We start from the raw sequence: 14,979 nt of genomic DNA, 5'->3' as shown, positions 1-14,979 counted from the left end.
GAGGAAGTTTTGCTTCAATCCATTCGAATTTCATCGAATTCAGCTTCGCAAAACTTTTAGGGAGGAACATTTTATTTTATGGCAATTGAAGTGGGCGCCAAGTTAGAAGGAAAAGTGACAGGCATTACGCATTTCGGGGCATTTGTCGACTTGTCGGGAGGTGTCACGGGTCTCGTTCACATTTCGGAAATCGCTGATAATTACGTCAAGGACGTGAAGGATCACCTCAAGATCGATGATGTCGTGAAGGTCAAAGTGATCAACGTGGACAAAGACGGCAAGATTGGCCTTTCCATTAAGCAAGCCATTGACCGACCAGAAGGCCAACAGCCGCCACCGCAACGTGAGCGTACAGGCGGAGCAGGCGCAGGCGGCGGTGGTGGAGAACGTTTCAACCGCGGAGGTGGAGGACAAGACCGAGGCGGCCGTCCCTTCAACAAGCAATCGTCTGGCAGACCGGCTTACGGTAAACCGTCATTCGAGGATAAAATGTCGCGCTTCCTGAAAGACAGCGAAGAACGCATCTCCTCTTTGAAGAAAAACACGGAGGGCAAACGCGGCGGACGCGGTGCCAAGCGGGTATAAGCTGAATCGTTATCCCATCATACATCAAGCAGAACCTTTATGGTTCTGCTTTTTTTGCGTCTTCTCGCCATACTATCGTCCTACTCTACTCGCTGCATAGGCACATCTTCGTGATGAGGGACTTAGGTTGTCGGATTGCGTCCGCGACCCGTCTCGTCCAAAAACTTTTCTCCGATCCTCCATCAATACCGACAGGTTACACCCACCATTTGACAGTTAAGCGAGATAGCTGGCGACGATTTTTGTTGAGCCGAATTTGTCAACAGAAGGAAGACATGGCTGTGCAAAGCCTTGCTGGCGCTGGGTTTGGAATGGTCATGACAATGACTGCGCCTGCAATTGTTTTTGTCGGAAAAAACTTTTTGACGCATTCCGTTAACTGACAAACTTCATGCGGACAACCTCCTATAATGAAAAACACAACAAACTCGGAATGGTGGTGTCTGTTTAGTGGAAAAGGAAAATGTGGTGCAGCTCCCCGAAGGAAATCGGACAAATCTGATTCAGGTCATGATGCGGAAAGGACGAGAATGGGCGGCAGCGCGGCATTTCATTCAAGTTCTCTTAGCCAAGAAGTGGACGTTTCTGCTCGTTGCTGTCGCATTCCTGCTTGGAAGAGCGGTCATTCTAGGGTCATTGATGCCATTCGCGGCAGCTTACTTCGCGGTCATCTACTTTTTGAGGAGAGACATTTACTTATGGGTGGCCATTTCGCTCGTTGGCGGCAGCTGGTTCGCGGCCGATCCGGCGCCGATGTGGATTGCGATGGAGATTGCGGTCTTATTCTTATTTCTTAAAGGGTTGGAGTCCTATGAACGTGCGGAGCTCACGTCAGCTCCGATCGTCGTGTTCGCAGCGACACTGCTTGTCCAGTTGTTCGGCGTGTTCATAGGCGATTCGCTAAGCTGGTACAATTTCATGCTTGTCGTCGTGGAAGCGGGGCTCAGCTTCGTGCTCACGCTCGTCTTCATTCAGGCGATACCGGTGCTCACGATGACGAAGAAATCGGCCTCTTTGAAGAACGAGGAAATTATATGTTTGATGATTTTGCTGGCGTCGGTGATGACGGGGGCTGTCGGATGGGTGCTCTACGGGTTATCCGCCGAGCATGTCATGTCGAGGTATATGCTGCTTCTGTTCGCCCTGGCAGGCGGCGCTCCGCTGGGCGCATCGGTCGGCGTCGTAGCTGGCCTTATCCTGAGCCTGGCCGATTACGGAGCTATCGTTCAGATGAGTTTGCTGGCGTTCGCCGGACTGCTGGCGGGATTGCTTCGCGAAGGCGGCAAAATGGCAACCGCTTTCGGGATGCTGCTTGGCACGTCGATCCTCTCGATCTACGTAGGCAGCCAGGCCGATGTGATGTCATCGACGTGGGAGTCGGTAGCCGCCGCTACGATGCTGATGCTGACGCCGCGTGCGATGATTCGCACCATCTCTCGTTACGTGCCGGGAACGAACGAGCATGCGAAGTCGCAGCATGAGTATGCGAGACGGGTCCGCGAGGTGACGGCGGACCGCGTAACGCAATACTCGGATGTATTCCGCCAGCTGTCGCGCAGCTTTGGTCAACTGAACAAGAGCGTGACGGATGTCAAGCGGGAGGATGAGATTAATCACTTTATGGGTGCCGTTGCACAGAAAACTTGCGCTTCCTGCCATAGACGGGATGCATGTTGGGAGGACAAGTTTTTTCATACGTACAAGATGATGACCGATATGATGACGACGGTGGAGGAGGATCGCGTACCGCGCAATAATAAGGACGTGCCGAAGTCTTGGACGACTCATTGCGTCAAAACGCCGCTCGTGCTCGCCGATATGCAGCAGCAGTACGAGCTATATAAAAATAATATGCACTGGAAGAAGCAAATATTCGACTCCAGGCAGCTTGTCGCCGATCAATTGCTCGGGGTGTCGCAGGTCATGGAGGATTTGGCAAGGGAAATCAAGCGCGAGGGACAGACGTTGCATCTGCAGGAGGAGCAGATCCGGGAGGCGGTCGAGGGGCTCGGTTTATCGATACAGGGCATCGATATTGTGAATCTGGAGGAGGGAAATGTAGATATTGAGGTGTATCATACATTCGGGAAGGGGTTTGATGAATGCCGCAAAATTATCGCGCCGTTGCTTAGCGATATACTAGGCGAGCATATCGCGGTGAAATCGGAAGTTCCGCCGCTGAAGAGCGGAGAGCCGACGCTCGTGATGTTCGGCTCGGCGAAGCAATTCGAGGTAGAGACGGGCATCGCCGGCGCGGCGAAGGGCGGCGATCTGCTGTCGGGAGACAGCTTTACGATGACCGAGCTTGGCAACGGCAAGTTCGCGGTGGCGATCAGCGACGGCATGGGCAACGGCGAGCGGGCTCGCGAGGAGAGCAGCGCGGCGCTGTCGATCCTGCAGCAGCTGCTGCAATCGGGCATGGATGAGAAGCTGGCAGTGAAGTCGGTCAATTCGGTGCTGCTGCTGCGCTCGTCGGATGAGATGTTCGCGACCGTGGACCTTGCGATCGTCGATCTGTATTCCGCGCAGACGACGTTCATGAAGATCGGCTCGACGCCAAGCTTCATTAGGCGTGGCAATGAAGTAATTCCGATTTCGGCCAATAACTTGCCGATCGGTATTTTGCAAGAGATCGATGTCGACATTATCTCGGTGCAGATGCTGCCCGGCGATACGCTTGTTATGATGAGCGACGGCATTTATGATGCCCCGGGTCACGCGGTCAATAAAGAGATGTGGATGAAGCGGATTATTAGCGAGCTGAAGACGGAGGATCCGCAGGAGATGGCCGATGCGCTGCTCGAACGGGTTGTTCGCTACCATGAAGGCGAGATCGTTGACGATATGACGGTACTTGTCGCCCGGATTGACAAGCATATGCCGGAATGGGCATCGTTCCGCTGGCCGGGCATATCGAAGGTTGAGCGTCCAAGGACGGTGAGTTAGATCTTATCAGGCCAATATCTTGCGCCTCATGCATGCCTTTGAGCGAAGAAGCATGATTTCGTAGCGACTGAGCAGGCCAGTTGCCGCGACATCATGCTTTTTGGCGTTGCCGTTGCAGTTTCTGCAACGAAACAACGAAGCAATGGCAGGATAGGCATTAGGATTTATTCATCCCCTGCTGCATCATGCCGATGATATACATAGAAGAGAGTACATATTTTTTGCTAGTCTAGCTGTTTATCTCTCCCGAAATAGGCAAAGCTGATAGGAAGACTATGCTTTCCTTCAGGAGGGATTTCAAGATGAAGCAGATTTTATTAATAACGGATGGTTGCTCGAACGTGGGCCTAAGCCCGGTCGTGGCGGCGGCGCATGCGCAGTCGGAGGGGATCTCGGTCAATGTCGTCGGCGTGCTCGATCAAGGCGATGCGGGCGAGATGGGCGCATCGGAGATCGAGGAGATCGCCCGCGCGGGCGGCGGCTTGAGCAGACTTGTCAATATGCGCCAGCTATCGCAGACGGTGCAGATGATGACGCGCAAGACGGTCGTGCAGACGATACAGCTTGCCGTGCAGAAGGAATTGAAGCAGGTGCTCGGCAACGGTTCAATCGAAGCCTTGCCGCCGGAGAAGCGCGGCGAGGTCGTTCGCGTCATCGATGAGCTTGGCGAGACGTCGTCGCTCCAAGTGGCGCTGCTGATCGATGCCAGCGCAAGCATGAAGCCGAAGATGGCGGCGGTTGAGGAAGCGATTCGCGATCTGATGCTTAGCTTGCAGGCGCGGCAGGGCAAGAGTGAAATAGCGGTGTTCCACTTTCCTGCATCGCGGCATGGCGACGACTGCGCAATGGATCTTGGCTGGACGAGCCACTTGAACGGCGTTCATGCGATTTTTCCGAAGCTGCAGATGGGCGGAACGACGCCGACGGGACCGGCGCTTATGCAGGTCATTGATTTTTACCGTCATGGGGATTATGGTAAACAGAGCAGAGATGAAACGGATGGGATGATGAGTGGCTACGTCGTTTAAATGGGAGCTGCGGCGAGGAGCGACCGTCACCGGCAAGTGGAATCAAGGTCGCTACAGGGTAGAGAAGCTTCTTGGCGAAGGCGCTAACGGTAAAGTATATCTCGTGCAGCAGGGCCGTACGTGGTATGCGCTGAAGGTCGGCGCCGATGCCGTCGATCTTCAATCCGAAATTAATGTGCTCCAGTCCATCGCGAAGCAGAAGCGAAATGGGCTGGAGCCGTTTCTGTACGACGTGGACGACTTGTATGGGCCGGATGGAAAGGAGTATCCTTTCTATATCATGCGTTACGTAAGAGGATTGACGCTCGCCGACTATTTCAAGAAGCAGGGAACGGAGTGGTTTCCGCTGGTTGGGCTTAATTTGCTGGGGAAGCTGTCGCATTTGCACGAAGCGGGTTGGGTATTCGGGGATCTGAAGATCGAGAACGTACTCGTTGGCGATTACGGCCATGTCGAGCTTGTCGACTTCGGCGGGGTGACGGCGAAGGGCAAGAGCATTCGCCAATTTACCGAGATCTATGATCGCGGGTATTGGAACGGCGGTCCAAGATCGGCGGATGAGCGTTATGATATATTCTCCTTTGCCGTGCTGTGCATTCAACTGCATGAGCCGAAGCAGCTTCATCAGTTGACGCTGGAGCTGTTGCCGCAGAATCGCTCGGCCGACGAGCTGCAGCAGATCGTGGAGAGCAGTCAAGCGCTTAAGCCGATTGCCGGTTGGATTCGCAAGGCGCTCGCCGGCGGGTTCATGAATGCGAAAGAAGGTTATGAAGCTTGGCGAGTGCTTATGCACCGGAGAGACACTCACCGTCCATCGTCCACGCCGGGCTGGCTCAAGGGGCTTGCAGCGGCATCGGCGATTCTGCTGGTTACCTCGGTATATTGGTTGCTTCGCAACATGCTGTGACGATGGACCGTATGCGTCAACAGAAACGGAGGCAGCATTACTTATGAATTTGCAACAGGAATTAGAGAGGGCGGCAGCCGAGCGGCAGCTATGGAGCGAAGGCGACCGCATCGTCGCAGCCGTATCCGGCGGTCCGGATTCGATGGCGCTGCTGCATATGCTGTCGTCTCTCATGAAAGCTGGCAAGCTGAGCGTCAGCGTCGCTCATGTGAATCATGGCTTCCGTGTTGAAGAATCGAAGCGGGAGCTTGCCGTCGTACGGGATTATGCCGCGCAATTAGGCGTGCCGTTCGAGGCGATCACGCTCGATATGCCAGCCTATATAGAAGAAACGCGCATGAACGGACAAGCGGCGTCGCGGGAGCGGCGATACGCGTTTTTGTACGAGGCCGCGTCGCGCTTCGGGGCGACGCGCATCGCGCTTGCGCATCATGCCGACGATCAGGCGGAGACCGTGCTTATGCGTTTGCTGCGAGGAACGGGCTTAACGGGCCTAGCGGGAATGGTCTCGAAACGCCGCGAAAAAAACGTGGAACTTATTCGGCCGATGCTGCGTATGAACAAGTCAGACATTGTTCGTTACTGCGATGAGCACGACATACCCTATTGCATGGACAGCAGCAACGACAAACGCACTTATTTTCGTAATCAAATACGTCTGGATATTTTGCCTTACCTCACGCAGTTCAATCCCCAGCTTCCTCAATCGCTGCAACGGCTCGCCGATGTGGCCGGGGCGGAGGACGAGTGGATAGAACAGCAGACGGCATCGCTTTTTTCGCAGATTGTCACGGTCTCCGAGGGAGAATATGCGGTAAGCTGTGCCGATTTACGCGGCTTTCACGTCGCTTTACAAAGGAGATTGATTAAACTAATATTAAGGTATCTTTCAACGGGCACGGAAAACATATCCTTCGAACAAGTGGAAACGATGCGGCTTGCCGCGGCGGAGCACGCTCCTAGCACTTGGCGAATGGATGCGGGTGCAGGGGTTAGGTGCATGAGGGAATACGATAGTCTTCGTTTCGTTCAAGCTTCGCAGCAGTCGCATGGGCGTCCTGCTGACGAATACAGCTTCGAGGTGAACGAGACTGCATCGGATATCGATTCCGTCTCGGGCTGGAGCTTTCAATTCGATCGTATTCGAAGTATCGACAGCCGAAAGCCGGCTTCGAGGTATGAGGCTTGCTTCGATCTGGCGCAGCTTGCTTATCCGCTCACTTTGCGCAACCGTCGTCCCGGCGACAGAATTCAAGTTTTAGGATTAAATGGTTCGAAAAAAGTGCAAGATATGTTCGTTGACGAGAAGCTTGCTCCGTCGGAGCGACAACTTTATCCGCTGCTGTTCGATGCGGCAGGACGATTGCTATGGATACCCGGTATACGGCGATCCGCTCATGCGCTTACGGTGCGTGATACGCAAGATGTGCTGTTCATTAGGGCGACCCGCGGTTAACGAATAAGACGCACTGGTACACTCATAAACATAGTTAAGGCGTAGGGGGATCCGTATTTTGCGTAACGACATTCAGGAAGTGCTTTATAATGCAGAACAGATTCAGGCAAAGGTAAAGGAGCTTGGCGAGACGCTGACCCGGGATTTCGAGGGGCGCAATCCGCTTATTATTTGCGTTCTTAAGGGCGCATTTATTTTTATGTCGGACCTCGTTAAGGAAATCGATGTGCCGCTGGAGATTGATTTCATGGCCGTATCGAGCTATGGACAATCGACGAAGTCGTCGGGCGTCGTCAAGATTATTAAAGATCTTGATGTTTCGGTCGAAGGTCGCGACGTATTGATCGTGGAAGACATTATCGACAGCGGCCTGACGCTTAGCTACTTGATCGATGTGCTTGAGCGGCGCAACGCGAAGTCGGTTACGATCGTTACGCTCTTTGACAAGCCGGCGCGACGTACCGTCGATCTCGAGGCGGACTACAAAGGCTTCACGCTGCCGGATGCGTTCGTTGTCGGGTATGGCCTGGATTACGCTGAGAAATATCGGAATCTTCCGTATATCGGTGTCCTTAAACCTGAGGTTTATGAAAAGTAAACACGCAATTAACCGTACATGCCCTCTCCATCTTGCCTCTATTGTTATGGAAAGTCATGCTATGGTAAAATATTTTAAGCGCCTGAGAGGAGGTTGGGGATGAATCGGATCATCCGTAATACTGGATTTTATTTAATCATCTTTTTGGTGACCGTTGGGATTTTTCAATTTATCAGCAGCCAGAATAAGACTACCGTTGGTTTAAGATACGATGAGCTTCGCACGGCCATTGAATCAGGCAATGTAGCGGAATTAAGCTTGAAGTATGAGAACCAGACTTATTTTGTTACTGGTAAATATATTAAAGCTCCCGAGAAGGCCGAGAGCGACCAATTCGTATCCCGGATTAGCGTCAGAGCCGAGGAGCAAATTCTTGAATGGCAAGAGAAGTACGGCTTCAAGATGGAAAGCAAGGAAATGGATCAGCCAAGCATTTGGCTTACGTTCCTTACGTCCATTATTCCTTTCGTCATTATATTCGTCCTGTTCTTCTTCCTGATGAATCAGGCACAGGGCGGCGGCGGCAAAGTTATGAATTTCGGCAAAAGCCGTGCACGCTTATACAATGAAGAGAAGAAACGGATTACGTTCGAGGATGTCGCGGGTGCCGACGAGGAGAAGCAAGAGCTCGTCGAGGTTGTCGACTTCTTGAAAGATTCTCGCAAGTTCAACCTGGTAGGCGCACGCATTCCGAAGGGCGTATTGCTTAACGGGCCTCCGGGAACAGGTAAAACGTTGCTGGCCCGCGCTGTTGCAGGCGAAGCAGGCGTACCGTTCTTCAGTATTTCCGGTTCCGACTTCGTCGAGATGTTCGTCGGCGTCGGCGCATCGCGAGTAAGGGACTTGTTCGAAAATGCGAAGAAGAGCGCTCCATGTATTATCTTCATCGACGAGATTGATGCGGTAGGCCGTCAACGCGGCGCCGGTCTTGGCGGCGGCCATGACGAGCGCGAGCAGACGCTCAACCAATTGCTTGTCGAGATGGATGGTTTCGGCGCTAACGAGGGCATTATCATTATTGCCGCAACGAACCGTCCGGACATTCTTGATCCGGCCTTGCTTCGTCCGGGACGCTTCGACCGTCAGATTACGGTCGACCGCCCAGATGTGAGGGGACGAGAAGCGGTGCTGAAGGTTCATGCCCGTAATAAGCCCCTTTCCAAGGACGTTCGTCTTGATGTGATTGCGAAGCGTACAACGGGCTTCACAGGCGCGGACTTGGAGAACCTGTTGAATGAAGCGGCGTTGCTTGCCGCTCGCCGCAACAAGAAGGACATTGCCATGCAGGAAGTGGATGAAGCGATTGACCGCGTCATTGTCGGTACGGAGAAGAAAAGTCGTATCATCAGCGATCGCGAGAAACGTATCGTCGCCTACCATGAAGCGGGTCATACGATTATCGGTTACTTCCTGGAGCATGCCGATACCGTTCACAAAGTTACGATCATTCCTCGCGGACGCGCCGGCGGTTACGTCATCATGCTTCCGAAGGAAGACCGCATGCTTGTAACGAAGCAGGAACTGCTTGATAAAGTTACGGGATTGCTCGGCGGCCGCGTAGCCGAAGAGCTGTTCATCGGCGAAATCGGCACAGGCGCTTACAGCGACTTCAAGCAAGCGACAAGCATTGTTCGCAGCATGATTATGGAATACGGCATGAGCGATAAGCTCGGACCTATGCAATTCGGCAGCACTCAAGGCCAAGTGTTCCTGGGCCGCGATATCGGTCATGAACAGAATTACTCGGATGCGATTGCTTACGAGATCGACCAAGAGATGCAGTCGATCATAGGTGAATGCTACAGCCGTGCGAAGAAGCTATTGTCCGAGAAGAGCAAAGAAATCCATCTGATTGCCCAAACGTTGCTTACCGAAGAGACGCTTGAGTTGGATCAAATCAAATCGTTGATCGAGACGGGCGCACTTACGGATAGCGACTCGGTAACTTCCGGTTCGGCAGTGGGAGAACTAACATCCGTTCCAGTCATTGAGACGGTTGGCGATGTGAAGGTGCGCATTCAGACTCGCGAGGACGAAGCGGCTGACGCTAACGGTCCGAAGCTTGAGAAGCAGGATACGTCTGAGGAAGATCCGGATAATAACAAATCTTAATAAGCTTGGCGTCCCTTAACGGACGGAGGCCTTAAACGGCAGACCAGAGACGATTGTCTCCGGTCTGCCGTTTATTTTATGGCACAGGACGCCGGAATCGTTTCTTCTCAAAATATAGGAGTATAAGGTTTCCGCTTACATGAATGCCCATATATCACCGCATACCGTTTATCGACGACGTTACATCCTTAACGACATCAGAAAATACGGAACGTTAGCCTCGTTATAGGGCGGCTTAAGCCGTTTATGCTTGTTTACTAATGTTCGGAAATAGCCTATAATTAGGGATGTGATTCTTTAACAAATATCAGCAATAACTAACCTAGGAATCACATCTTCCGGTCGATATGTAACATTATTGTTACATGAAAGCGTCTCCTTTGATTTTATGTTACGAAACCTAACATTAAATCGTTGACGTTTATTTTTTTGTAACTATAATGAAATAATAGCGGCCAAAAACAGCAAGAATAAAGAAGTAAACGGGGTTGCGAGGTATTGCCAAATCAGGTGCGAGGGAGAGAAAAAGTATGAAGAAAACACTTAGTACAATGCTTATGCTTATTATTGCTGCAACGCTTGTGTTATCGGCCTGCGGAGCCAAGACCAATAACGAGGGTGCAGCTGGCGGCAACAACGAAGGCGCCAAAGAAGAGGAAGTGAAATCGGACGGCAGCGGTAAAGATTTCAAGATCGGTATGGTTACCGACGTTGGCGGCGTTCACGACAAATCGTTTAACCAAAGCGCGTGGGAAGCGTTAGAGGATTTGACGGCAAAAACCGGCGCAGCGACGAAATACTTAGAGAGCAAAGGCGACGCCGACATGGAGCCGAACTTGAATAAGTTCGTGAAGGACGGTTACAATCTCACTTGGGGTATCGGTTTCTTGTTCAACGATGCTTTGTCGAAAGTAGCTAGCGAGAATCCTGAAGCTAACCTCGCTGTTATCGACAGCGTAATTGAAGCCCCTAACGTAGCTTCCATTACGTTCGCCGAGAACGAAGGCTCGTTCCTTGTTGGCGTTGTTGCCGGCCTTATGACGAAAACAGGCAAGATCGGATTCGTAGGCGGCATGGAAATTCCGGTTATCAAGAAGTTCGAAGCCGGTTTCAAGGCTGGCGTAGCGGCTGTTAAACCGGAAATCGTTGTAGACGTGAATTACACGGGTGAATTCGGCAAGCCAGACCTTGGCAAGATTGCCGCGGCAACGATGTACGACAAAGGCATTGATATTATTTTCCATGCAGCAGGCGCAACGGGCAATGGCGTATTCAATGAAGCGAAAGCTCGCAAAAATGCAGGCGACGATGTTTGGGTAATCGGCGTCGATAAGGACCAATCGCTTGAATTCGGCGATGAAGTCACGCTTACTTCCATGATGAAGGGCGTTGAAGCTGCCGTATTCAAAATTTCCCAAGATTTGATCAACGGCACATTCGCTGGCGGTACAACGCAAGAGCTTGGACTTAAGGATAATGGCGTTGGCTTGCCAGAGACGAACAAAAACCTTCCTGAGGATGTCCTCAAGCAAGTAGAGGAATTCAAACAAAAAATTATCGACGGCGAAATCACGGTACCAGTTGAGCCGGCTGCATAATAAACGAACAACTGCAAGTGCAGTAATGGAAAGTAGGGACATAAGACCGGCTTCTGGGCCGGTCTTGTCTTTTGTTAAGTGAAGATAGCACTCAATACGGTAATTGACCGGGGAGATGATGAAGGAATGGACCGGAACTTGGCGGCTGTACAGTTAAAAGGAATAACGAAACGATTTCCTGGGCTAGTGGCCAACGATTCGATCGATTTTGAGCTCAAAAAAGGTGAGATACATGCGCTGCTAGGCGAGAATGGCGCAGGTAAATCGACACTCATGAACATCTTGTTTGGGCTGTATCAGCCGGATGAAGGCGAGATTTACGTGAACGGCGAGAAAACGGTTATCGATGGAGCGGCCAAAGCGATTGAGCTTGGCATAGGCATGGTGCATCAGCACTTTAAGCTTGTTCAGCCGTTTACGGTGGCGGAGAACATCGTGCTTGGCAATGAGCCGAAGAAAGGCTTGAGCATTAACTATAAGCTAGCGAATGAGAAGGTTCGGGACATATCCGAACGCTATGGTTTGAAAGTAGATCCGCAAGTGCGGATTAAAGATATTACCGTTGGCATGCAGCAGCGGGTTGAAATACTGAAGACGCTGTACCGGGGCGCGGAGATCGTTATTTTCGACGAGCCGACGGCTGTGCTTACGGTGCAGGAAATCGAAGAACTGATTGAGATCATTCGTAATTTGGCTGCCGAAGGCAAATCGATCATCATTATTACGCATAAGCTGAAGGAAGTTATGGCGCTAGCCGATACGGTTACCGTCATTCGCCGCGGCAAGGTAGTGCGTACAGTCAGTACGTCGGAGACGGACGAGCGCAAGCTTGCCGAGCTGATGGTTGGCAGAGATGTATCGTTCCAGGTGGAGAAGACGAAGAACGAACCAGGTAAGACTGTGCTTTCGGTAGACTCGCTGCAAATGAAGGGCGAGCAGGGCAAGCAAGTGTTAAACGGTGTCAGCTTCAATGTTCGAGCTGGCGAGATTGTAGGCATTGCCGGCGTTGACGGCAATGGTCAGAGCGAGTTGATCTATGCCATTACCGGCATGCGTCAAGTAAGCGGCGGCAGCGTGAAGCTGAACGATCGGGACTTAACGAATAAGTCGCCTCGGAAGGTATCGCTCGCAGGCGTTGGACATATTCCGGAGGACCGGCATAAGCACGGACTCGTGCTCGATTTCACGCTTAGCGAAAATATGATTCTTGGAAGTTACTTCGAGCCGGAGTTCGGTCGCGGCGTGTTCATTGACTATGGAGCAATGGACAAGCTGGCAACGAAGCTGGTCGATGAATTCGACGTCCGTACGTCGGGCATACATACGCATGCTCGCGCGTTGTCGGGAGGCAATCAGCAGAAGGCGATTATTGCCAGGGAGCTTCATAGCGATCCCGATCTGCTCATTGCGGTACAACCGACGAGGGGGCTCGATATCGGGGCCATTGAATATGTGCATAAACGACTGGTTGAAGCCCGCAACCAAGGAAAAGCGATTCTGCTTGTTTCCTTCGAGCTGGATGAGCTTTACTCGCTATCCGACCGGATAGCCGTCATGTATGAAGGCGCCATTATGGGCGAGGTCGATGCGGTTCATCGCGACGATCAGCAGCTCGGCCTTATGATGGCCGGCAACCGGCCCGAACGAAGCCATCTGGAGAAGAGGGGGTAGCCTAAAGTGGACACATTCAAAAAGATTTTCGTCAAATCATCGGTCGGTATTCCGCTTGCCGCTATCGTGCTTGGCTTATTATTCGGAGCGATTGTGATGCTTGCGGGCGGCTATGATCCGATATTGGCGTATACCTCTCTTGTTCAGATGTTATTCGGCAGTCCGTACGATATCGGTGAGGCGATTCGCGCAATTACGCCGCTTATCTTTACGGGGCTTGCCGTTGCGTTCGCCTTCCGGACCGGCTTATTCAATATCGGTGTTGAAGGACAATTCATGATGGGCATGACCGGCGCGACGCTCGTCGGCGTTGGTCTGGAATTGCCTTGGTATCTTCATGCTCCGCTTGCCGTCATTACGGGTGCTTTGTTCGGCGGCATCTGGGCGGGCATTGCCGGTTATCTGAAAGCGAAGCGCGGCGTGAACGAAGTTATATCGTCGATTATGCTGAACTGGATCGCTCTGTTTCTCTCGAATTTTATCGTGGCGAAGTTTCTGGTGCAGCAAGGCCAGCAGAAGACACCTGACGTGCATGACTCAGCCAGGTTGTCGATGGATTGGCTCGTCGGGCTGATGGGGAACGCCCGTATGCACTGGGGCACTTTTGTTGCGATTATTTGCGTGGTCGTGTTCTATGTGCTGTTATGGCGGACGAAGCAAGGTTTTGAACTTCGCGCTGTCGGGCATAATCCTGACGCGGCGCTATATGCCGGCATGAACGTCAAGGGCACATTGGTGAAGTCGATGTTCATTAGCGGCATCTTCGCCGGTCTTGGCGGCGTGTTCGAAATATTGGGCGTCTTCGGGTACCAGACGGTTATGGCCGCCACATGGGGCTATGGCTTCGACGGCATCGCTGTTGCTCTGCTTGGCGGTAATACACCGGTAGGCGTACTGCTTGGCGCCATCTTGTTCGGAGGTTTGTCCTACGGCTCCGCCGGCATGAACTTTGGCGCGGACGTGCCGCAGGAAATCGTACGGATCGTGATCGGTTCGGTTATCTTCTTCGTTGCTTCGCATGGCATCGTGAAGTTTTTCTTGAAGCCTTTCCTGAGCAAGCGCGCGGAAAAACGGAAGGAGGCGGTGTAGATGAACGTTATTGAAGTACTGGGGCAGCTGCTCAACATTACGCTCGTGTTCTCGACTGCGCTTATCTTCGCCGCACTCGGCGGCTTGTTCTCCGAACGGTCCGGCGTCGTTAATATCGGACTTGAAGGTCTTATGGTGTCTGGCGCATTCGCGGCAGCTGTCGTTACCGATTATGCGATACAGGCGGGATTGGAACAATCCGCTCCATGGATTGGGCTTATGGCGGCGGCAATATACGGAGTAATTTTTTCGCTCTTGCACGCCGTTGCTACCATAACGTTCCGCTCCGACCAGACGGTCGTCGGCGTCGTAATCAACATCTTGGCACTTGGCCTTGCCATCTATTTGACTAGAAGCTTGTACAATGACTCGGGACAGACGACGATGCTGGACTTCGTATTCCAGAAGTGGGCGATTCCAGGACTATCGTCCATTCCGATCATCGGCAACGGCTTGTTTAATTCGTATCCGACGACTTATATTGCTCTCATCCTTGCGGGCATCAGCTATTTCGTGCTGTTCCGTACGCCGTTTGGCCTGCGTCTTCGCGCGGTGGGCGAGCATCCAAGCTCTGCCGATACGGTCGGCATCAACGTGACGAAGTATCGCTACATCGGCGTAATGTTAAGCGGCGCATTAGCGGGGCTTGGCGGGGCGACGATTACGCTTACGACGACAAGCAGCTTCGCCCACAATACGATTTCCGGTCAAGGTTTCATCGCCCTGGCGGCGCTTATATTCGGCAAGTGGAATCCGCTTGGCGTCGTAGGAGCGGCGATGTTCTTCGGCTTTGCGCAGGCGCTGCGCAATTTCGCTCAGCTATTCGAATTCTCGAAGCAAATTCCGGCCGAATTTTACTACATGCTGCCATACGTGCTGACGCTTGTCGTTCTCGCCGGAGGCATCGGACGTTCGAATGCCCCTGCGGCGCTCGGCGAACCTTACGATCCGGCAAGACGTTAATTGATCCTCAATTCGATCGTTGAAGG

The 14,979-nt window shown here is 52.4% G+C and carries 11 protein-coding genes; all 11 read left to right on the top strand.

Annotated features, from left to right (window positions below; all coding sequences use genetic code 11):
* The first annotated feature begins 78 nt into the window (after positions 1 to 78).
* The gene (locus J2T14_RS28590) at positions 79 to 585 is read left to right on the top strand and encodes a S1 domain-containing RNA-binding protein (protein WP_307207960.1); all 507 of its coding nucleotides are present in this window, start codon (positions 79 to 81) and stop codon (positions 583 to 585) included.
* 510 nt (positions 586 to 1,095) lie between these two features.
* On the top strand, positions 1,096 to 3,531 hold the full coding sequence (gene spoIIE, locus J2T14_RS28585; protein WP_373458225.1) for a stage II sporulation protein E: 2,436 nt from the start codon (positions 1,096 to 1,098) through the stop codon (positions 3,529 to 3,531).
* A 302-nt stretch (positions 3,532 to 3,833) separates the two neighbouring features.
* Complete coding sequence (locus tag J2T14_RS28580; protein WP_307207959.1) at positions 3,834 to 4,559, top strand: hypothetical protein; 726 nt, start codon at positions 3,834 to 3,836, stop codon at positions 4,557 to 4,559.
* Positions 4,543 to 5,466, top strand: coding sequence for a serine/threonine protein kinase (locus J2T14_RS28575; protein WP_307476468.1), 924 nt, complete (start codon positions 4,543 to 4,545; stop codon positions 5,464 to 5,466). The genes J2T14_RS28580 and J2T14_RS28575 overlap by 17 nt, the downstream gene beginning before the upstream one ends.
* 43 nt (positions 5,467 to 5,509) lie before the next feature.
* Entirely contained in the window at positions 5,510 to 6,922 is a 1,413-nt protein-coding gene (gene tilS / locus J2T14_RS28570; protein ID WP_307476466.1) for a tRNA lysidine(34) synthetase TilS, read from the top strand.
* A gap of 58 nt (positions 6,923 to 6,980) precedes the next feature.
* The gene (gene hpt / locus J2T14_RS28565) at positions 6,981 to 7,520 is read left to right on the top strand and encodes a hypoxanthine phosphoribosyltransferase (protein ID WP_307476464.1); all 540 of its coding nucleotides are present in this window, start codon (positions 6,981 to 6,983) and stop codon (positions 7,518 to 7,520) included.
* 99 nt (positions 7,521 to 7,619) lie between these two features.
* The gene (gene ftsH / locus J2T14_RS28560; protein WP_307476462.1) at positions 7,620 to 9,632 is read left to right on the top strand and encodes an ATP-dependent zinc metalloprotease FtsH; all 2,013 of its coding nucleotides are present in this window, start codon (positions 7,620 to 7,622) and stop codon (positions 9,630 to 9,632) included.
* A gap of 530 nt (positions 9,633 to 10,162) precedes the next feature.
* Positions 10,163 to 11,230, top strand: coding sequence for a BMP family lipoprotein (locus tag J2T14_RS28555; RefSeq protein ID WP_307476460.1), 1,068 nt, complete (start codon positions 10,163 to 10,165; stop codon positions 11,228 to 11,230).
* A 126-nt stretch (positions 11,231 to 11,356) separates the two neighbouring features.
* Positions 11,357 to 12,901 carry an ABC transporter ATP-binding protein gene (locus J2T14_RS28550; RefSeq protein ID WP_307476457.1) on the top strand — a complete coding sequence of 515 codons (1,545 nt, stop codon included), beginning with the start codon at positions 11,357 to 11,359 and terminating at the stop codon, positions 12,899 to 12,901.
* A gap of 6 nt (positions 12,902 to 12,907) precedes the next feature.
* Positions 12,908 to 13,990 (top strand): ABC transporter permease, encoded by a 1,083-nt coding sequence (locus J2T14_RS28545; protein WP_307207950.1) that lies wholly within the window; start codon positions 12,908 to 12,910, stop codon positions 13,988 to 13,990.
* Positions 13,991 to 14,953 (top strand): ABC transporter permease, encoded by a 963-nt coding sequence (locus J2T14_RS28540; protein ID WP_307476456.1) that lies wholly within the window; start codon positions 13,991 to 13,993, stop codon positions 14,951 to 14,953.
* The last annotated feature ends 26 nt before the right edge of the window (positions 14,954 to 14,979 follow it).

The sequence above is a fragment of the Paenibacillus harenae genome (genome assembly GCF_030812415.1).
In the GTDB taxonomy this organism is placed as follows: Bacteria; Bacillota; Bacilli; order Paenibacillales; family Paenibacillaceae; genus Pristimantibacillus; species Pristimantibacillus harenae_A.
Note: the sequence above shows the minus strand (reverse complement) of the source record. Positions and strands in the feature narration are given on the sequence as shown.

Excerpts from the sequence above, each read along its gene's own strand:
- J2T14_RS28550 (WP_307476457.1), top strand. The coding sequence starts at position 11,357 with ATGGACCGGAACTTGGCGGCTGTACAGTTAAAAGGAATAACGAAACGA.
- ftsH (WP_307476462.1), top strand. The coding sequence starts at position 7,620 with ATGAATCGGATCATCCGTAATACTGGATTTTATTTAATCATCTTTTTG.
- J2T14_RS28555 (WP_307476460.1), top strand. The coding sequence starts at position 10,163 with ATGAAGAAAACACTTAGTACAATGCTTATGCTTATTATTGCTGCAACG.
- tilS (WP_307476466.1), top strand. The coding sequence starts at position 5,510 with ATGAATTTGCAACAGGAATTAGAGAGGGCGGCAGCCGAGCGGCAGCTA.
- J2T14_RS28590 (WP_307207960.1), top strand. The coding sequence starts at position 79 with ATGGCAATTGAAGTGGGCGCCAAGTTAGAAGGAAAAGTGACAGGCATT.
- J2T14_RS28580 (WP_307207959.1), top strand. The coding sequence starts at position 3,834 with ATGAAGCAGATTTTATTAATAACGGATGGTTGCTCGAACGTGGGCCTA.
- spoIIE (WP_373458225.1), top strand. The coding sequence starts at position 1,096 with ATGATGCGGAAAGGACGAGAATGGGCGGCAGCGCGGCATTTCATTCAA.
- J2T14_RS28540 (WP_307476456.1), top strand. The coding sequence starts at position 13,991 with ATGAACGTTATTGAAGTACTGGGGCAGCTGCTCAACATTACGCTCGTG.